This window comes from Pseudoalteromonas sp. NCIMB 1079 (assembly GCF_040567695.1).
Taxonomy (GTDB): domain Bacteria; phylum Pseudomonadota; class Gammaproteobacteria; order Enterobacterales; family Alteromonadaceae; genus Pseudoalteromonas; species Pseudoalteromonas distincta.
On the sequence record NZ_JBEWZA010000001.1, the window covers coordinates 347,112 to 367,043 of the forward strand.

Genomic DNA, 19,932 nt, shown 5'->3' on the forward strand with positions numbered 1-19,932 from the left:
ACATAGTGTTACAGCAACAATTAACTACATTGTTAGCGCAAACTGATATTGCGCTAACACAAAAACAACAGCAACAGCTAGTTCGTTACGTCGAGTTATTAGATAAGTGGAATAAAGCTTATAATTTAACTTCGGTACGCTTACCTGAAGAAATGATGATTAAGCATATTATGGATAGTTTAGTTGTTGCACCTCACTTACCCGGTCATCATTATATTGATGTTGGCACAGGGCCTGGCCTTCCGGGCATTGTATTAGCGATTGCATTACCTAACACACAATTTGTGTTACTAGATAGTCTAGGTAAACGCGTTCGCTTTTTAATGCATGTTAAACATGAGCTTGGCCTTGATAACGTAACACCTGTTCAGTCAAGAGTTGAAGAATATCAGCCAAGTGTTAAATTAGATGGCGTAATCAGTCGTGCATTTGCTTCATTACAAGATATGGTTGACTGGTGTTCGCACTTAATTGATCATTCGGGTAAATTTATAGCGCTTAAAGGTGTGTTCCCTAGCGAAGAGCTAGAGTCATTACCTACTGGCGTTAAGTTTGAGCAAAAAATTGCATTAGAAGTACCTAAGTTAGATGCACAACGACATTTAATTATTCTTTCTAAAGACTAGGGATCAGAGACACCGTGGCAAAAGTCATCGCATTAGCAAATCAAAAAGGTGGAGTGGGTAAAACTACAACCGCTGTAAACCTCGCTGCGTCTATGGCTGCAACGAAACGTAAAGTGCTGTTAATTGATCTCGATCCGCAAGGCAATGCGACTATGGGAAGTGGCGTAGATAAGTACGGCGACGTACCAACTATTTACGACTTACTCATTGAAGATAAACCTATAGAAGACGTTATTATCAAAGAAACGTCTGGCGAATACCATATGATTGCTGCAAACGGTGATGTAACCGCTGCAGAAGTTAAATTGATGGAATTATTTGCCCGTGAAGTGCGTTTACGTAACGCACTTGAAAAAATTCAGGATCAGTACGAATTTATTTTTATCGACTGTCCACCCTCTTTAAATATGTTAACTGTTAACGCAATGGCCGCAGCTGATTCTATTTTAGTGCCAATGCAGTGTGAGTATTATGCACTTGAAGGTTTAACCGCATTAATGGATACGATTACGCAGCTTGCTAAGTTAGTAAACCCTAGCTTACAAATTGAAGGCATACTTCGTACTATGTACGATCCGCGTAACCGTTTAGCGAATGACGTATCAGAACAATTAAAACAACATTTTGGCGACAAAGTATACCGTACGGTGATCCCGCGTAATGTTCGTTTAGCAGAGGCACCTAGTTTTGGTACACCTGCTATGTATTATGACCGGGCATCAAGTGGCGCTAAAGCATATTTAGCACTCGCTGGTGAAATGTTACGTAGAAAAGAAAAAACAGCGTCCGTTGTCGCCTAACTTTGAGGTAAAAAAATAACATGTCTGCTAAAAAACGAGGTTTAGGCCGAGGACTCGATGCACTTTTAAGTTCGTCAAAGCCTACACCGAGCGCAAGCAAGGAACAAGACACATCAAACGTGACTGAAGCTGTAAAAAATGCGGCTGGGCCAAATAACAGTGAATTACAAAAACTCCCAATCGAGTTTTTACACTCTGGTAAATATCAACCTCGTAAAGACATGTCCGAAGAGGCACTAGAAGAGCTTGCTAGTTCTATTCGCTCACAAGGTATTATTCAACCTATAGTCGTGCGCCCTATTGCACAAAATAGTTTTGAAATTATCGCCGGTGAGCGTCGTTGGCGTGCAGCGCAAATAGCTAAGCTTGAAACAGTACCTTGTATTATTAAAGACGTACCAGATGAAGCTGCAGTTGCTATTGCGCTAATAGAAAATATTCAACGTGAAGATTTAAATGCTATGGAAGAAGCGGTTGCGTTAAATCGCTTACTTAATGAATTTGAACTAACACATCAACAAGTAGCAGATGCGGTTGGCAAATCACGCACTACAGTAACTAACTTACTTCGTTTAAATAATTTAAACAGTGATGTAAAAATTCTGTTAGAACATGGCGACATTGAAATGGGGCACGCTCGTTGTTTATTAGCCCTTGAGGGAGAAGCACAATCAGATGCTGCTCGTTTAGCTGTCGCTAAAGCACTAACTGTTCGTGAAACCGAAAAGTTAGTTCGTTCAATTTTAGAACCAGTGCCAGCTAAAGAAATAGCTGAAAAAGATCCAGATGTTAAACAGTTAGAGCAACAACTCGCTGAAAACCTAGGTGCCAAAGTAGAAATAAATTACAACAAAAAAGGCAAAGGTAAGCTTGTTATTTCTTATACTAATTTGGACGAACTTGACGGCATTTTAAATCGCATTAATCAAGACAATACCCACCATTAGTTTTCTACATGTCTAAAAAGGGACATTTGTAGCTATTTCGTGTTACAAAGCGTCTACTCAAGTTGCAAAACTGGCAGGATTAAGTATAATTTCGCCAGTTTTCACACCCTAACAATTAGAACGCAATAAAGGTTAACTAAACGTGACTGATAAGTTAGCGAGTCCATATCGACTTGCCGTATTAAAGTTAATTTGCCTTCAGGGTGTTGTAGCATTAGTTGCTGCTGTAATTATTTGTTTTAGTTCGGGAGTCAATGCCGCGCTTTCATCACTCGCTGGTGGAGTTGTCGCAGTACTTCCGCACTTTGTATTTGGTCTTTATGCATTCCGATATATGGGTGCAAGTCGAGCAAATCAAGCGTATGCCTCGTTGAAACGCGGCAACGGATTAAAATTTATGCTAACAATTGTATTGTTTGCGCTAGTACTGAAGCATTTTCCGGTAATTTTATTACCCTTTTTTAGTACTTATATACTGGCGCTCTTTACTGGATTGTTCGCACCCGTTTTTTTTAAACATTAACTTTGGGATATAACATGGCAGCAGAAGAAGTTACTCTATCTGGCCATATCCAGCACCATTTGACCAATGCTAAGATGTGTTCGACCGATACAGGTCTCGCCTTCAATAAAGCATGTACGGATAGTGGTTTCTGGACATGGCATATAGATACCCTCGCATGGTCTATCGGTTTAGGTCTTATATTTTTATGGATCTTTCGTAGTGCCGCTAAAAAATCAACACTAGGTGTACCTGGAAAATTTCAGTGTTTTATTGAAATAATCGTAGAATTTGTTGGCGACAACGTACGCGATACTTTCCATGGTAAAAGCAAACTTATTGCACCATTAGCCTTAACGATTTTCGTTTGGGTGTTCTTAATGAACTTAATGGATTTAATCCCAGTTGACTTTTTACCAGCATTTGCAGGTTTCGTTGGTGAAACAGCATTTGGTATGGATTCACATGATGTGTACATGAAAATTGTACCTACTACCGATATTAATATGACTTCAGCGCTAGCGCTGGGTGTATTTATACTAATGGTTGGCTTTTCAATCAAAATAAAAGGTATTGGCGGGTTTATTAAAGAGTTAACGCTTCATCCGTTCAGCTCAAATAACATGTTTGTTCAAATTATTTTGATACCATTTAACTTATTACTTGAACTGATTGCGCTGGTTTCTAAACCGTTTTCATTAGCACTACGTTTGTTTGGTAACTTATATGCTGGTGAGTTGATTTTCATCTTGATCGGCGCTATCGGTTTTATGCAACTACCGTTGCACTTTGTTTGGGCAGTATTCCATATTCTAGTTATTACATTACAAGCATTCTTATTCATGATGCTTACGATTGTATACCTAAGCATGGCAAGTTCAGATAATCACTAATTTTTACAACCTTTAATATTTAACTTTAATTTACAATTGAAACTTTGGAGAAAAAAATGGAACTAGTATTAGGTCTTAAGTATATCGCAGTAGCTTTACTAATCGGCTTTGGTGCAATCGGCACAGCAATCGGTTTTGGTAACATGGGCGGTAAATTCCTTGAAGCATGTGCGCGTCAACCTGAGCTTGCACCTTCGCTACAAGTTAAGATGTTTATTCTTGCTGGTCTAATCGATGCTGTAGCAATGATTGGTGTTGGTATCGCTATGGTATTGTTGTTCGTACTTTAATTTTATTTTTTGAACAGCTTACTATTTAAGGAGGAGCGGTTGTGAACTTAAACGCCACTCTTATCGGTGAATTGATTGCGTTTACGGTTTTCGTATTATTTTGTATGAAATACGTATGGCCACCACTAAACGGTGCAATTGAAGCTCGCCAGAAAAAAATCGAAGATGGTTTAGCTGCCTCTGATAGAGCCGAAAAAGACTTAGAACTTGCGCAAAAGAAAGCTGCTGAACAGCTTAAAGATGCAAAAGCTCAAGCGGCTGATATCATTGATCAAGCTAAAAAGCGTGCAGTGCTAATTGTTGACGAAGAAACACTTCGTGGTCAGCAAGAGCGTGAAAGTATCATTGCTCAAGGGCACTCTGAAGTTGAGTCTGAACGTAATCGCATAACAGAAGAGCTACGTAAGCAAGTAGCAACTCTGGCAGTGATTGGTGCAGAACGTATTTTAGAGCGTGAAATTAATCAAGCCGCACATAGTGACATCGTTGAAAAACTTGTCGCTGAGCTGTAATTAGGAGGGTATGAGCATGTCTAATTTGACTACTATCGCTCGCCCATACGCTAAAGCGGCTTTTGAACTTGCCGTTGAGAAAGGCACCCTAGAAAGCTGGAATGATATGTTGTTCTTTGCAGGCCACGTAGCCAGCAATGAACAAGCATCATCTGCTTTAGCAGGTATGCCTACAGCTACTGCACAAGCTGAATTATTTATTCAACTTTGTGCTGAGCAGCTCAACGAACAAGGTCAGAACCTAGTTAAGGTGATGGCTGAAAATGGACGTTTGACTGCTCTACCTGACGTTGCTGAGTTATTTGCTGAATTTAAAGCACAATACGATAAAGAAATCGAAGTAGATGTGATTTCTGCAACTCCTCTTGTTGCTGCGCAACAAGAGTCATTGGTAGCGGCACTTGAAAAACGTTTCGCACGCAAAGTTAAGCTGAATTGTAGTGAAGACGCGTCAGTGGTTGGTGGACTTATTATTAGGTCTGGCGACACTGTAATCGACGGTACTATTCGCGGTAAATTAAGCCGCTTAGCTACAACACTACAATCGTAATTGGGAAAAAGAGCATGCAACTTAATTCCACTGAAATTTCAGATCTGATCAAACAACGTATTGAGAAGTTCGAAGTTGTAAGTGAAGCTCGTAACGAAGGTACTATTGTATCTGTTACTGACGGTATCATCCGCATCCACGGTCTTGCTGACTGTATGCAAGGTGAAATGATTGAGCTTCCTGGCAGCCGTTATGCTATCGCACTAAACCTTGAGCGCGACTCAATTGGTGCAGTAGTAATGGGTCCGTACGCTGACCTTACTGAAGGCGTAAAAGTATATACAACTGGTCGTATTTTAGAAGTTCCTGTTGGTCCTGGTCTACTTGGTCGTGTTGTAAACACACTAGGTGCTCCAATCGATGGTAAAGGCGCTTTAGATAACGACGGGTTTGAACCTGTAGAAAAAATTGCACCAGGTGTAATCGAGCGTAAATCAGTAGATGAGCCAGTTCAAACCGGTTATAAATCTATCGATGCGATGATTCCAGTTGGTCGTGGTCAACGTGAACTTATCATCGGTGACCGTCAAACAGGTAAAACTGCACTAGCAATCGATGCAATCATCAATCAAAAAGACACAGGCGTTAAGTGTGTGTACGTTGCGATTGGTCAAAAAGCATCTACTATTGCAAACGTAGTTCGTAAATTAGAAGAGCATGGTGCACTAGCAAATACTATCGTAGTTGTTGCATCTGCTTCTGAATCTGCGGCACTTCAGTACTTAGCACCGTTCGCGGGCTGTACTATGGGTGAATACTTCCGTGACCGTGGTGAAAACGCATTAATCGTATATGATGATTTGTCTAAGCAAGCAGTTGCTTACCGTCAAATTTCATTACTACTTAAGCGTCCACCAGGCCGTGAAGCATACCCAGGTGACGTATTCTACCTTCACTCTCGTCTTTTAGAGCGTGCATCGCGTGTAAACGCAGATTACGTTGAAAAGTTCACTAATGGTGAAGTGAAAGGTAAAACTGGTTCATTGACGGCATTGCCAATCATTGAAACTCAAGGCGGCGACGTTTCTGCGTTCGTACCGACTAACGTTATCTCTATCACCGATGGTCAGATCTTCTTAGAAACTGACTTATTCAACTCAGGTATCCGTCCAGCAGTAAATGCTGGTATCTCGGTATCGCGTGTTGGTGGTGCTGCACAAACTAAAATCGTTAAGAAACTAGGTGGCGGTATTCGTCTAGCCCTAGCTCAGTACCGTGAATTAGCTGCGTTCTCGCAGTTCGCGTCTGACCTTGATGATGCAACTCGTGCTCAACTTGAGCATGGTGAGCGTGTAACAGAGCTAATGAAGCAGAAACAGTACGCGCCAATGTCTGTTGCTGATATGTCTTTGTCGTTATTTGCTGCTGAAAAAGGCTTCCTTCAAGACATCGAAATCGCGAAAATCGGTGACTTTGAAGCAGCTTTACTTTCGTATGCAAATAGCACATACGCAGAGCTTGTGGCTCAAATCAATGAAACTGGTAACTTAAATGCCGAGATCGAAGCGCAGCTTAAAGAACTTCTAACGAAGTTCAAGTCTACGCAAACTTGGTAATTTAGTTATTAATGGTGCGCTTTAGGAAACTAAAGCACACCTTGATTCGGAGAGAGAGTCATGGCCAGCGGAAAAGAGATTAAAAGCAAGATCGGGAGTATTAAAAATACTCAAAAGATCACTAGCGCAATGGAAATGGTTGCTGCGTCTAAAATGAAAAGGGCGCAAGAACGCGTTGCTTCAAGCCGTCCATACGCTGACAAATTACGTGAAGTAATTGGTCGTGTTGCTCAAGCAAATCTTGATTTTACTCACCCGTTCTTAAAAGATCGTGAAGTGAAACGAGTTGGTTATATTGTTATCTCTACAGACCGTGGTCTGTGTGGCGGTCTAAACTCAAACGAGTTTAAGAAAGTTGCACTTGATGTTAAAGCGTGGAAAGAAAAAGGTGTTGATGCTGAATTTGCTACTTTAGGTAGTAAAGCAGCTGGCTTCTTTCAACGTTTTGGTGGTCAACTACTCGCTAAAAAAGCGGGCCTAGGAGATAAACCTTCAGTACAAGACGTTATTGGTCCTGTAAAAGTTATGCTTGATGCATTTTCTGAAGGCAAAATAGACCGTTTATTCTTGGTATATAACAAATTCGTTAATACCATGAGGCAAGAGCCAATTATAGATCAGTTACTCCCTTTGCCAAAAGCTGAAGAAGAAGTATCTGCTCACACATGGGATTACTTATACGAGCCAAATCCAGAGGCTATTTTAGAGTCTTTGTTAGTACGCTTTATTGAGTCTCAAGCATACCAAGGTGTGGTAGAAAATGCTGCCTCTGAACAGGCTGCTCGTATGGTTGCAATGAAAGCTGCAACTGATAACGCAGGTGACCTTATGGACGAGCTACAGCTTGTTTATAACAAGGCTCGCCAAGCAGCAATCACACAAGAAATTAGTGAGATTTGTTCTGGCTCAGCAGCAGTTTAATGCTTCGGGTAAAGATTAACGAGAGGAATAGACATGAGTTTAGGTAAGGTCGTCCAAATTATCGGCGCCGTTGTGGATATTGAATTTCCACAAGATAGCGTGCCAGCGGTATACCACGCACTAAGAGTAACAGATGGCGATTTAGCTGGTTTGACTCTAGAAGTTCAACAACAGCTAGGTGGCGGTGTAGTGCGTACTATCGCTATGGGTACTACTGATGGTTTACGTCGTAGTGCTTTAGTTATGAATACAGGTGAATCGATTCAAGTTCCAGTTGGTAAAGCAACACTTGGTCGTATCATGAACGTACTTGGTGAGCCAATCGATGAAGCGGGTCCAATCGGCGAAGAAGACCGTATGTCTATTCACCGTGCAGCACCTTCATACGAAGAGCAATCAAGTTCAGTTGAACTTTTAGAAACTGGTATCAAGGTTATCGACCTTGTATGTCCGTTTGCTAAAGGTGGTAAAGTTGGTTTATTCGGTGGTGCCGGTGTTGGTAAAACTGTAAACATGATGGAACTTATCCGTAACATCGCAATCGAGCACAGCGGCTACTCAGTATTCGCAGGTGTTGGTGAGCGTACACGTGAGGGTAACGATTTCTACCATGAGATGAACGATTCAAACGTACTTGATAAAGTATCGCTTGTATACGGTCAGATGAACGAGCCTCCTGGTAACCGTTTACGCGTAGCGTTAACTGGTCTTACTATGGCTGAAAAGTTCCGTGATGAAGGTCGCGATGTACTTTTCTTCGTAGATAACATCTACCGTTATACTCTTGCTGGTACAGAAGTATCTGCACTTCTTGGTCGTATGCCATCAGCGGTAGGTTACCAGCCTACACTTGCTGAAGAAATGGGTGTGCTTCAAGAGCGTATCGCTTCAACTAAGACTGGTTCAATTACATCAATCCAAGCGGTATACGTACCTGCGGATGATTTAACAGATCCATCTCCAGCAACTACCTTTGCTCACTTAGACGCAACAGTAGTACTTTCACGTGATATCGCGTCACTTGGTATCTACCCAGCGGTAGACCCACTTGATTCATCTTCACGTCAACTTGACCCACAAGTAATTGGTCAAGAGCACTACGATACAGCACGTGGCGTTCAAACAGTTCTTCAGCGTTACAAAGAACTTAAAGACATCATTGCAATCCTAGGTATGGACGAGCTTTCTGACGAAGATAAGCAACTTGTATCTCGTGCACGTAAAATCCAACGTTTCCTATCTCAGCCATTCTTCGTGGCAGAGGTGTTTACAGGCGCGTCTGGTAAATACGTATCACTAAAAGATACAATTTCTGGCTTTAAAGGCATTTTAAACGGTGAATTTGATGATATGCCAGAGCAAGCGTTCTACATGGTTGGCTCTATCGAAGAAGCTCAAGAAAAAGCCAAAGGCATGTAACTAGGAGGGTAGTATGACAGCTATGACTGTACATCTTGACGTAGTAAGCGCTGAGCAGAGTTTGTTCTCTGGTCTTGTTGAATCGATTCAAGTATCTGGTAGTGAAGGCGAGCTGGGTGTAAACCTAGGCCATGCTCCACTACTAACTGCCCTTAAACCTGGTATGGTACGTTTAGTTAAGCAATTTGGTCACGAAGATGTGATATATGTTGCTGGCGGTACATTAGAAGTTCAACCAAATCACATCACGATTCTTGCAGATACTGCGGTTCGTGGTGAAGATTTAGATGAAGATTCTGTACAAAAAGCTAAACGTGAAGCTGAAGAACATATGGCGAATTCGTCAGCTGTTGAGTTTGATTATCAGCAAGCGGCTACGCGACTGGCAGAAGCAGTTGCTCAGTTACGCGTAATTCAGCAATTACGTCACAAGTAAGCCTATCCGGTTTGTAAAAAGCCCACTATAAGTGGGCTTTTTTGTGCCTGTTCAGATGACATTACTTTACATAGCTGTTAACCTCTCGTTAATGTTTTTGCATTTGAAACAGTTTAAACATTTTTTATTCTCAAGTTGTGATATGGATGTTGGGTTATAACAATTATGAAAGAAGCAAATTTTCCCCGTAGTGTTAAAGAAGTCAAGTTCGGTGCGTGGAGCCTTAATCCAAAACTTCAAATAATTTCTGATGGTGAAGTTGAAAGAGAACTAGAACCACTTCTTTTTAAAGTACTTTCTTATTTGATTATTAACAAAGACGAGATCATTACCCGTCAAGACTTAATTGATGATGTTTGGTGTCAACACTATGTTGATGACAACGCAATTAACCGAGCAATGTCAGAACTTAGAAAAGTACTGAAGTCAGAAATACAACGTGGTTTAGTGGTAAAAACACATTACAGGAAGGGTTATAGCTTTTTCTTGGAGCCTGAGATTATTTATTATGAAGAAGAGCCTTCGACTTCGGGGCAGGTTAATATATTAAAAGAAACCCCTAATAAAATGCAAAAAAAGGTAATAGGATTTATAGTAATATTAGTTTTAGGGGTTATTGGTAGTATCTACATATTTCAGAGCCTACTAAATAAAAATGACTATAAACAAAAGGATACGCTATCAAAGGTAGGAACAAAAAGCCCAAACATTGTAGAGAAAAAATTTAACGAAGAAACACTCTCTTGGCTACAGGGGGTATATAGTCAAATGATACTTTCCCCAAATAACTCAACCGTTGCGCTTTCATTCATTGGAGAAGAACAATTAGATTCAGTGCTTTTATTAAAAAACTTAAATACTGGGCAAGAAATAAAAATTTCAGAAGCTAACGCTAATATTTCCCCGGCAGGTTGGTCAATTGATAGTGAACGTGCAATTTATAGTGTAGAAAGTAAAGGCAAATGTGAGCTGTGGGAAGTAGGTTTAACAAGTAATGCGGATAGTAAGTTTTTATTTAATTGTGAGTCTTCATACCCAATAAATGCGATTAATATTGATAATAATTCTCTTATTTATTCAAAGTATGGTTATAGAAACCGCTCTGAATTATCAGTTCTTGTTAATCGAAACTTAAGTACAGGTGAGGAGTTTCAAATAAGTTCACCAAACCTAAATTCATATGGTGATAAGTTTTTATATTTTATAAAAAACAAGAATAAAATTATATTTGAAAGACATCAATTTAATTCTAGTGAATTATACATGACTGATTTAGAAGGTGGCGCGCAGATAAAACTATTTGAGACCAAAAATAGAATATGGTCAATTAACTATCAAAAAGAAACCGACTCATTGTTATGGTATGACAATACAGAAGAAATTTTTTACCAATATTCGTTAAATAATAACCGTATAAAAAGTAAAACAAAAGTTCATAGTAGAAGTCGCTACTCGGCAACTTATCCTATTAACAATAACAATGTTCTAGGGTTGATATATCCTTTTTTTCATAATGTCTACAGATTAGATCTAACTTCTAAAAACTTTGAACGTGTATCAAAATACGATAGCAGGTTTGCAAGTTCTATTGGAGAAAACCTTGTGTTTTTAAGTAATGATGGGGAATCAATTAAATTAAATACGGTATTCAAAGATGGTAAGGTCAAATCAAAAAAAGTTAGCTTCAGCTATCGAGACTTTAAAATATCTTCTGATTCCCAAGAGGCTTTTGGTGTTAATGAAAGTGAAATAGAAATACTTAATTATGAAAATTTATCCGTTAGGGAAGTTATTACCCCAAAAGGTAATTTGATTTCAGCTAGTTATTTACTAGATAAAAACATTGGTTATATTGTGCAAGATGAATCTGGTGCAAGTACTCACTCTTACATTTTTAATAGGGTTAACTCTAAAAGTATATTATTACCTGTAAATAATGCATTGTGGTTTGGCCAGTTACAAAATAATAAAATAGTATTTTTGAATAATCTAGGTATGTTAATATTTTTTGATTTATCTACAGGGGTGCAAACAACTGGCTTAGAAGTTAAACAATCAACTTATAAGCACTCTTTATCGATAAATAAAAATAAAGTTTATCATTCGACTGGTAAAGCAATTTACGAATATGATTTTGCTGAGAGTGTTGATATATTGCCTAAAAAAGTATTTGAAGTTAGCAATGCAGAAGATGTTATTCTAAATGTAAATTCTTCGAGTTCAGATAGCACTCTAACCTTAGAAATAGTTGAATTGCTAAACAATGAGCTTGTGAGATTATCGCTAGAGAAAAGTGATTAACTAGTATTTTTTGAAATTATCAATATAGTTATCAAAACTTTTATGCCTTAATTTAAGTAGTTTATACGAAGACTTTCTGCATGTAATAACTTATAAACGATAAATTTATGCGCGCTCTTTCATGCGATCGCTTTTAATCAACAGTGTTAGATATAGTAACTAGCTTGATTTTTAATTTAATGTGGTCTGCATTACTAAGTAAAACTAAGTTTGATATTATAACTTCTCAGCTAATCCAATTCATCTTTGTTACCCCCCTGTGTCAGGATAGTTGTCGCCTCTAACTTTTAATAGAGGCAGATAAAATGAGACGTCGATTTACACACGAATTTAAAGTTTAAGCTGTTGAAAAAGCATTATCTCAATGTGATGATGTTCGCCTAGAAGATATTGCGCTTGATTTAGACATCGGTTATTCAACTTTACAACGATGGATCGCACTTGCACAGCGGTATTAAATTTGTCACGCCAAACCAGCGCCATTTAGGATTAGATAAAGCGATACTAGCGAAACGTCATCGGGTAAATGAAATGGCGAAATTACAGAATCCAAGCCGTTGGTCAGGAAAGTCGCGAGATTGGACAATGATCAATGAAGTAAATTTAAATCCAGAGAAAAAAGAAGAAGTGCGGGCGGCATAAAATTTAACTTGATGCGACAACTAACTTGAAAAACTCCGTTACTTAATTTTATAAATTTAAAAGTAAACTTGCGCCTTATAAGTTTCTTCAAATCGGATGCAATATTTTTGTATTTAACTTAAGGGCTTAATAGTGAAAAGTGTTATTTTCAATGCTGGCGTCACTTTGTTGTACTTAAAACAATTATATGTATTTTAGGACTTACTTATTTGACTTTGTATATATATGCCCAAAGTATGGCGGTACTTTGGGCTACATATGCGAGAAATGCAAATGCAATAAGGAAACTAAATTTTACAGCCGTTCCAAAAATAAGACAAGTTTTTTATTATTCTAATATTTTCGATTGCTAATATTGTTAAGCTATTTAATTTCAGTAGTTTAGGTCTAATTATTATATGATTTAATAATGATTGATAATTACATTTTTTTATATTTTTAGGATAAATTAATTGTGTTCACTAAGAAACTATAACAAACAATTATCTATAGGATTAAGATTCATGAAATTTTCATTAAAGAAAAAAAACCTAAAAGTTCTTAAATCAGAAGGCTTAAATACTAATAATATCCTAGCGCCAGAACAAACGAAAATGATAAACGGTGCGGCAAAAACTGTGACGATTAGAACAAGCTGGTGTAATCCGGAAGACCCTGATGTTCAAATTCCAGGTTCAGTTACAATATTTACTGAAGTCACTAAATAGGGGGCTTTTTGTTAGTAATCAATTTATATACTGCAATTTCATTCTCTGCTGTTTTGAATATAAATACACCTGAACTTCAGGAGTATTTATATTCCAGAGAATCTGGGAATATTAGTGATGTTTTTGTTAAGAACGGTGATTTAGTTAATAAAAATGATTTATTAATGGCGTATGATAATTATGAGTCAAGAAAGTATGTTTACTCTACTTTAAAGGGAAATGTCGTATATGGGCCAAGGTTAGAAAAAGGTGGTTTTTTTTATAAGGGAGAGCTACTTTTTAAAATCAAAAACGAAGAGTTTTATGGCGTACTTTCTTTTAATAATAAGGAGCTAGATAACATTGCCTCTATAAAGCTAGAGGGTTACTTATGTTCAGACGCATATGACTTTCGTTTTAAAGTGGTCAAGGTAGACCATTCATCTATTTTAGTATCAATTAAGAATTTAGATGAGGATTTGAGCATGAAAAATAAGGGGGTTAATGAAGTTTTTTATAATTGCAATTAGTTTCGCCGGTACTATCTGCTTTGCAAACTAGTAAGTATTTTTATCAAATTTTACATTATATTACGATGGTTTAGATTTATTAAGCGGCCATAATCGCCATTTAAGCTTATTTAGTTCTATTAAATGGAAATTTTTATTTAAGAATTTTTACACTCTTCACCATTCTAACCTCTATTCTCCAAATATAGTCATGCTTTATATAAGTGGCTGTATACTTTGTCATAAACAATCTGGCTTAGTACTAAATAAATTACCGAAAAAGCGTTTATTAGCAGTATATATCTACATTCCTTTCTTTTCTTAAGTTGTGTTATATTTAACAACCGCTGGAGAAATAGCTGGCAATAATTTTAACCACTTTCCCGCCCAGGGCCACAGAAAATAACAGGCTTATATCAAAAGCATACCAATTAAATCTGTAGTTACTCATCTATCTGTAGTTACTCATCTACTTGTTTTCTAAATTATATTTACCTTGTTATCCCAAACTACTTACCCTTCTTAGTTTTAAATAGACACCAAACACGCGTATTAAATTTTAAAGTATAGGCTGATAACACTACTCGGTATTTAAGTTAGCCATTATTTATTCCCATCATGTAACAAATTAATTTTAAAGGTGATTCAGGAACACTAGTTTTTATGCTCATAATCATTACTTTTTTTAGTGGAAAAGGAGTTAGCCTTGGTTAGTATTACTTTTCGAACTTTTTATTTAGTGCTTTTTACTCAGTTATTACGGCATACGCTTTTTAGACTCATCCGAAGTCTCTGCTGCGTTTTAGCTATTTCTTTATATTTTCACCTTTAAAGTTAAGCGTTATACACACAAACTTAGCAATTTTTGCAATACTGTAGCCTTGCTCGTTAGTCAATAAAATAGCGCTATATTTAACAGCTTGTGGGGGCTTTTGAGTTGTTTTTAGCTCATCTTTCTTCCTTAATTTATTGGTATTAATGTCAATAAATTAAGCGTTCAGCTAAATTAGACCCGAGCAACCATCGGGATGATACTTCTTATGTATTCCCTTCGCAAATCCATATCTATAAATATGTTTACCATATTAGCAAAGCAAATCTAATCACTATTACTAGCTTATTTACAAATAACTTTTTAGCTTAAGTGACTGAAAAAAATAATTTTATTAATTATCCTCACATTTGCTAAATGAATAATTATCTGTGAATATAAATTCCATCGAATCAGAGGGGGCCAATAAAACCCTCTTTTAAAAGTTAAATAATTTGGAGCTTACTATGACGCTTAATGAATATTTTAGCCGTTACTATGCATTAATCTGCGATGGTAGCTTAGATGATTTAGAAGATTATTTCTGTTCTGGCTCCCCTTTATTTAATGCGACCAAGCAACAGTTTGAAACACTAAGAAAGCAATTTGACTTTAAGTTTACTTTGCAAAATGTGGCACTAATTGCAAAGCAAGACGACTTATTAGTTGTAAGAGATGTAGTTAATTTTAAAGCAGAGATAGATGGCAAAGATATAGATAAAGTGTCGAGTAATTTACATTCGTTAGTAAAAGAGTCAGGTGAATGGAAATTGCATTGTAGTACACCACTACCTGAGGCAATGGTGTAAATATGTCAGGTTTATTTCGCAAAGAAGCTATTGACCATCAAGGACAAAAACTTGATGGTGAGGTAACAATAGCAACTCATATGTCGTTTACATGGATATTAGGGTTGATTTTAGGGATTGTTATTATTGGCTTCACATACCTTATTTTAGGTGAATATCACCGAAAAGAAGTTGTTTCTGGTTATTTACGACCAACAACCGGTTTATCTAAGGTTTATCCTTTAACAACAGGTGTTGTTGAAGAGATTTTTGTAGAAGAAGGTGAACATGTCATTAAAGGTCAATTGCTAGCGCGGATACGGATGGAAAGGTTACTTTCTTCTGGTAACGATATTAATGATGTAATCGTGAGTGAGTTAACTAAGCAAAAGCAATTCTTAAATGAAAACTTACAAAATCAAAAATTATTAGCTGAAGTGAGTGTTGAAAAATTAGAATCTCAAATAGCGAGCACGACTTTTCAAGTGGAGCAGGCCCAAAAACAGCTGACATTATTAGATAAACGAGTTGTTTTAAGTAAAAAAAGAGTTACTGACACTGAATCGCTTATAGAAAAGCAATTTGCTTCTAACGCCGATTTAGAAACGGTAAAAGATAATTACTTTTCTATTCAGCAACAAGCAGAAGATTTAGAAGCCCAGTTACTTTCACAAAAAGAATTACTAAGTCAGTATCGATTTGAATTAATACAAATGCCGATGAACCAGCAAGAAGTTGAATCGCAAATACGCTCTCAATTAGCTGACATAAATCAGCAAATTAGCCAGGCTGAATCACAAGGAAGTTATGATGTGAGAAGTCAGCGTAGCGGTCGCATCAGTAACTTATTAGTTAAACCTGGGATGATGGCGCAATCAAATTATCCATTAATGGCAGTGTTACCAGAAGACACAAAATTAGAAGCTGTTCTTTTTGTTCCCACAAGAGCATACGGGTTTGTACAAAAAGGACAAAGTACACGCATTCGTTATCAGGCATTTCCGTATCAACGCTTTGGTATTTATGACGGAGTGATAAAAAGTGTTTCTAAATCAATACTTTTACCAAACGAAACGACTTTACCAGTGTCGCTTCAAGAGCCCATGTATCAAGTGGTTGTAGAGCTAACAAATCAAAATGCACAAGCTTACGGAGCTTCTGTGCCTTTACAAGCAGGCATGTTACTCGAAGCAGACATTATGGTAGACAGTCGCTCTCTGTTCGAGTGGTTATTTGAGCCAATATATAGCATTAAGGGAGCAGTATGATGGAAAACCCAATGCACTTATTAAAATTTAGCGGAGCAAAACGTCTCCCTGTAATTTTACAAACAGAAGCTGCGGAGTGTGGGTTAGCAAGTATAGCAATGGTTGCCGCTTACTATGGTTACAAAACAGACTTAACTAGTTTACGTCAAGAGCATGAAATATCTTTGAAGGGTGCAAACCTTGAAGAGCTAATGCAAATTGCAGATAAATTAAAGTTAAGCACACGAGCACTAAGGTTAGATTTAGAACATTTATCACAGCTTAAAACACCCTGTATTTTACATTGGGATATGAATCACTTTGTGGTTCTGAAAAAGGTAACTAAAAAGTCAATAGAGATACATGATCCAGGTTTAGGCGAGCGAAAATACACAATGGAGGAGTTCTCTAAACATTTTACAGGTGTTGCGTTAGAGCTTAGTCCAACTGAAGAGTTTAAATCTGAAGATTCGCGGGTGAACTTAAAATTATCTGACTTTTGGAGCAAAGTAACCGGCTTAAAGTCAACGCTAGGTAAAGTATTTGTTTTATCACTATTACTGCAAGCATTTGCAATAGCGAGTCCTTATTACATGCAGCTAGTAGTTGATGAGGTTATTTTAAGCTATGACCGAAACTTACTCGCTATTTTAGCTATTGGCTTTGGATTGTTGATGGCAATAGAGATGGTTACAGGAGCTGTACGGAGTGTTTTATTACTGCATTTTGGTAATTTAATGAGTATACAGCTCGGGGCAAACTTATTTCATCATTTAGTCAGACTACCTTTGCAGTATTTTGAAAAGCGACATATTGGTGATGTTGTATCTCGGTTCGGTTCACTGCAACAAGTAAAAGAGCTATTGACTAAAGGTGTGATTGAAGCGGTTATTGATGGTGTTATGGCTATTGCAACGCTCATTATGATTTTTTTATATAGCCCCAAGCTGAGCGTTATTGTGTTAATTGCAATAGCTATTTATGCCGTATTCAGAATTGCAATGTACCGTCCACTTCGCCAAATGTCAGAAGAGGTGATTGTTAATCAGGCAAAAGAGCAATCTAACTTTATGGAAACAGTGAGAGGTATTCAAACCATTAAGCTTTTTGGTCGAGAAGTGCAAAGGCAAAGTGTATGGCACAACAAATACGCGGATAGTTTGAACTCAGGCATACGTGTAGGTCACTTAAACATAGGCTACGAAGCGTTTAATAAAGTTATTTTTGGCCTTGAAAATGTTCTAGTTATTTACTTTGCAGCCATGCTGGTCATGGAAGGTGATTTAACGGTCGGTATGTTGTTTGCCTTTATGGCTTATAAACGCCAATTTGTAGAAAAAATGGCGAGCTTAATCGAAAAAATAATCGAATTTAAAATGCTCAGTCTTCATTTTAACCGCTTAGCAGATATCTCTTTAACAGAGAAAGAGCAAGATATTCAGGGGAAAATGAGCGGTAAAAAAATCAGTGGCGATATAGAGCTTAAAGGCATTAATTACCGATATAACAAAAAAGAAGCACCGGTATTTAAACACCTAGACCTATCAATTAAAGCCGGAGAGTCAGTCGCCATTATTGGCCCGTCGGGTTGCGGTAAAACCACACTTGCAAAGTTAATGCTTGGATTGTTTGAACCCGACGAAGGAAAGATTGAGGTAGACGGTGTTGATATTAGACAGCTAGGACTTGGTCAATATAGAACGCAGATTGCAGCTGTAATGCAGGATGACCAGCTTCTATCAGGGTCAATAGCAGACAATATATCGTTTTTTGACCCAGAGCTCGATATGCAACAAGTTGAATGGGCAGCCAAAATTGCGGCTATAGATAAAGATATTTTACAAATGACAATGGGCTACAACACACTCGTTGGTGACATGGGGGCTGCATTATCGGGCGGACAAATACAGCGTTTATTACTAGCAAGAGCTTTGTACAGAAAACCTAAAATTCTATTTATGGATGAAGCAACAAGTAACTTAGACACAAAGCTAGAGTTTTCAGTAAACGAAGCCGTTAAAAATTTAGATGTGACACGCATTATTATTGCGCATAGGCCTGAAACAATAGCCAGTGCAGATAGAGTTATAGAGCTTAGATATGGTGAAGCAATAGAAGTAGATAAGCCAGATTTAGGTTCAAGAACCAAAGCTATAAAGAAAATAAATAGCTTAAATATTGAAAATGAAGAGTTTACAGATACAAGTTCAGACGGCAATTTTTTAATACGTTAATTAGTAAAAAGGAGAAAATAAATGAAAGAGTTAAGTATAGCTACATTAGGTATGGTAACTGGTGGTATCACATGCAGAGGAGAACAATTTATTGGATGTGATGATCCGACTAAAAAATCTATTAGGCCGTAACGGTAATATGACGGTAAAAATTGAATTTAAATACGAATGGTAATTTATAAAAAGGAAAAACAGATGAAAGAGTTAAATGTAAATGAAGTAGAAGCTATTGCGGGCGGTAAAGGCTCTGTATCTGGGTCAGTTTCAAGCAGTAACGGCAATACGACGGTAGAAATTGTATTTACATACGAATGGTAATTTATAAAGAGGAAAATATCATGAATGAATTGAACATAGTGCAAGTAAAAGAAGCTAATGGTGGCATTGTAGATGGTGGTTGTGTAATTGGGCCTAAAGTTCTAACTATCCCAAAATTTTCTAAGTAGGAGAAATAAATGAAAGAGTTAAATGTAAATGAAGTAGAAGCTATTGCGGGCGGTAAAGGCTCTGTATCTGGGTCAGTTTCAAGCAGTAACGGTAATACGACGGTAAAAATTGAATTTAAATACGAATGGTAATTTATAAAAAGGAAAAACAGATGAAAGAGTTAAATGTAAATGAAGTAGAAGCTATTGCGGGCGGTAAAGGCTCTGTATCTGGGTCAGTTTCAAGCAGTAACGGCAATACGACGGTAGAAATTGTATTTACATACGAATGGTAATTTATAAAGAGGAAAATATCATGAATGAATTGAACATAGTGCAAGTAAAAGAAGCTAATGGTGGCATTGTAGATGGTGGTTGTGTAATTGGGCCTAAAGTTCTAACTATCCCAAAATTTTCTAAGTAGGAGAAATAAATGAAAGAGTTAAATGTAAATGAAGTAGAAGCTATTGCGGGCGGTAAAGGCTCTGTATCTGGGTCAGTTTCAAGCAGTAACGGTAATACGACGGTAAAAATTGAATTTAAATACGAATGGTAATTTATAAAAAGGAAAAACAGATGAAAGAGTTAAATGTAAATGAAGTAGAAGCTATTGCGGGCGGTAAAGGCTCTGTATCTGGGTCAGTTTCAAGCAGTAACGGTAATACGACGGTAAAAATTGAATTTAAATACGAATGGTAATTTATAAAAAGGAAAAACAGATGAAAGAGTTAAATGTAAATGAAGTGCAGGATATTATCGGTGGGGCAATTTCACAAAGTAAGCCCCCTAAGACAGTATGTGGGCCTATTATTAAATTACCAAAGATTTATTATTAGT

At 37.4% G+C, this 19,932-nt stretch carries 23 protein-coding genes and 1 pseudogene; all 24 read left to right on the forward strand.

The features are described 5' to 3' along the window. Positions 1 to 5 precede the first annotated feature (5 nt). A complete protein-coding gene (gene rsmG, locus ABX891_RS01610; protein WP_354628775.1) occupies positions 6 to 626 on the forward strand; it encodes a 16S rRNA (guanine(527)-N(7))-methyltransferase RsmG in 621 nt (206 codons plus the stop codon). Positions 627 to 640: 14 nt separating this feature from the next. Continuing rightward, entirely contained in the window at positions 641 to 1,426 is a 786-nt protein-coding gene (locus ABX891_RS01615) for a ParA family protein (protein ID WP_004335235.1), read from the forward strand. A gap of 20 nt (positions 1,427 to 1,446) precedes the next feature. Then, positions 1,447 to 2,373, forward strand: coding sequence for a ParB/RepB/Spo0J family partition protein (locus ABX891_RS01620; RefSeq protein ID WP_039488567.1), 927 nt, complete (start codon positions 1,447 to 1,449; stop codon positions 2,371 to 2,373). 142 nt (positions 2,374 to 2,515) lie between these two features. Further along, positions 2,516 to 2,896, forward strand: a complete 381-nt coding sequence (locus tag ABX891_RS01625) for an ATP synthase subunit I (protein WP_149594800.1) — start codon at positions 2,516 to 2,518, stop codon at positions 2,894 to 2,896. 14 nt (positions 2,897 to 2,910) lie between these two features. After that, positions 2,911 to 3,768 (forward strand): F0F1 ATP synthase subunit A, encoded by an 858-nt coding sequence (gene atpB / locus ABX891_RS01630; RefSeq protein ID WP_004335244.1) that lies wholly within the window; start codon positions 2,911 to 2,913, stop codon positions 3,766 to 3,768. A gap of 56 nt (positions 3,769 to 3,824) precedes the next feature. After that, positions 3,825 to 4,058, forward strand: a complete 234-nt coding sequence (gene atpE / locus ABX891_RS01635; protein WP_004335261.1) for a F0F1 ATP synthase subunit C — start codon at positions 3,825 to 3,827, stop codon at positions 4,056 to 4,058. 41 nt (positions 4,059 to 4,099) lie between these two features. Further along, on the forward strand, positions 4,100 to 4,570 hold the full coding sequence (atpF, locus tag ABX891_RS01640) for a F0F1 ATP synthase subunit B (RefSeq protein ID WP_004335264.1): 471 nt from the start codon (positions 4,100 to 4,102) through the stop codon (positions 4,568 to 4,570). A gap of 16 nt (positions 4,571 to 4,586) precedes the next feature. After that, entirely contained in the window at positions 4,587 to 5,120 is a 534-nt protein-coding gene (gene atpH, locus ABX891_RS01645) for a F0F1 ATP synthase subunit delta (RefSeq protein WP_008134949.1), read from the forward strand. Positions 5,121 to 5,134: 14 nt separating this feature from the next. Then, positions 5,135 to 6,676, forward strand: coding sequence for a F0F1 ATP synthase subunit alpha (gene atpA / locus ABX891_RS01650; RefSeq protein WP_007585976.1), 1,542 nt, complete (start codon positions 5,135 to 5,137; stop codon positions 6,674 to 6,676). Positions 6,677 to 6,736: 60 nt separating this feature from the next. After that, positions 6,737 to 7,597, forward strand: coding sequence for a F0F1 ATP synthase subunit gamma (gene atpG / locus ABX891_RS01655; protein WP_007585974.1), 861 nt, complete (start codon positions 6,737 to 6,739; stop codon positions 7,595 to 7,597). 33 nt (positions 7,598 to 7,630) lie between these two features. Beyond that, the gene (atpD, locus tag ABX891_RS01660) at positions 7,631 to 9,016 is read left to right on the forward strand and encodes a F0F1 ATP synthase subunit beta (RefSeq protein ID WP_007585971.1); all 1,386 of its coding nucleotides are present in this window, start codon (positions 7,631 to 7,633) and stop codon (positions 9,014 to 9,016) included. 13 nt (positions 9,017 to 9,029) lie between these two features. Continuing rightward, positions 9,030 to 9,452 carry a F0F1 ATP synthase subunit epsilon gene (locus ABX891_RS01665; RefSeq protein ID WP_007377666.1) on the forward strand — a complete coding sequence of 141 codons (423 nt, stop codon included), beginning with the start codon at positions 9,030 to 9,032 and terminating at the stop codon, positions 9,450 to 9,452. A 165-nt stretch (positions 9,453 to 9,617) separates the two neighbouring features. Then, positions 9,618 to 11,753, forward strand: a complete 2,136-nt coding sequence (locus ABX891_RS01670; RefSeq protein WP_309167878.1) for a winged helix-turn-helix domain-containing protein — start codon at positions 9,618 to 9,620, stop codon at positions 11,751 to 11,753. A 423-nt stretch (positions 11,754 to 12,176) separates the two neighbouring features. After that, positions 12,177 to 12,395: pseudogene (locus ABX891_RS01675) on the forward strand (IS3 family transposase); the annotation flags it as partial. A 503-nt stretch (positions 12,396 to 12,898) separates the two neighbouring features. Then, positions 12,899 to 13,102 carry a hypothetical protein gene (locus tag ABX891_RS01680; protein ID WP_309167877.1) on the forward strand — a complete coding sequence of 68 codons (204 nt, stop codon included), beginning with the start codon at positions 12,899 to 12,901 and terminating at the stop codon, positions 13,100 to 13,102. Between the two features lie 8 nt (positions 13,103 to 13,110). Then, positions 13,111 to 13,611: a hypothetical protein gene (locus tag ABX891_RS01685; RefSeq protein WP_309167876.1), complete on the forward strand. Its 501-nt coding sequence runs from the start codon at positions 13,111 to 13,113 to the stop codon at positions 13,609 to 13,611. A 1,257-nt stretch (positions 13,612 to 14,868) separates the two neighbouring features. Beyond that, positions 14,869 to 15,210, forward strand: coding sequence for a hypothetical protein (locus tag ABX891_RS01690; protein WP_166379278.1), 342 nt, complete (start codon positions 14,869 to 14,871; stop codon positions 15,208 to 15,210). Between the two features lie 2 nt (positions 15,211 to 15,212). After that, complete coding sequence (locus ABX891_RS01695) at positions 15,213 to 16,457, forward strand: HlyD family secretion protein (RefSeq protein ID WP_354628776.1); 1,245 nt, start codon at positions 15,213 to 15,215, stop codon at positions 16,455 to 16,457. Further along, a complete protein-coding gene (locus ABX891_RS01700; RefSeq protein ID WP_354630092.1) occupies positions 16,457 to 18,670 on the forward strand; it encodes a peptidase domain-containing ABC transporter in 2,214 nt (737 codons plus the stop codon). The genes ABX891_RS01695 and ABX891_RS01700 overlap by 1 nt, the downstream gene beginning before the upstream one ends. Positions 18,671 to 18,865: 195 nt before the next feature. Further along, positions 18,866 to 18,988 carry a hypothetical protein gene (locus ABX891_RS01705; protein ID WP_354628777.1) on the forward strand — a complete coding sequence of 41 codons (123 nt, stop codon included), beginning with the start codon at positions 18,866 to 18,868 and terminating at the stop codon, positions 18,986 to 18,988. A 137-nt stretch (positions 18,989 to 19,125) separates the two neighbouring features. Further along, positions 19,126 to 19,248 carry a hypothetical protein gene (locus ABX891_RS01710; protein WP_354628779.1) on the forward strand — a complete coding sequence of 41 codons (123 nt, stop codon included), beginning with the start codon at positions 19,126 to 19,128 and terminating at the stop codon, positions 19,246 to 19,248. Between the two features lie 20 nt (positions 19,249 to 19,268). Further along, on the forward strand, positions 19,269 to 19,391 hold the full coding sequence (locus tag ABX891_RS01715) for a hypothetical protein (RefSeq protein ID WP_354628777.1): 123 nt from the start codon (positions 19,269 to 19,271) through the stop codon (positions 19,389 to 19,391). A 137-nt stretch (positions 19,392 to 19,528) separates the two neighbouring features. After that, the gene (locus tag ABX891_RS01720; RefSeq protein WP_354628779.1) at positions 19,529 to 19,651 is read left to right on the forward strand and encodes a hypothetical protein; all 123 of its coding nucleotides are present in this window, start codon (positions 19,529 to 19,531) and stop codon (positions 19,649 to 19,651) included. A gap of 20 nt (positions 19,652 to 19,671) precedes the next feature. Beyond that, positions 19,672 to 19,794: a hypothetical protein gene (locus tag ABX891_RS01725; RefSeq protein WP_354628779.1), complete on the forward strand. Its 123-nt coding sequence runs from the start codon at positions 19,672 to 19,674 to the stop codon at positions 19,792 to 19,794. The last annotated feature ends 138 nt before the right edge of the window (positions 19,795 to 19,932 follow it).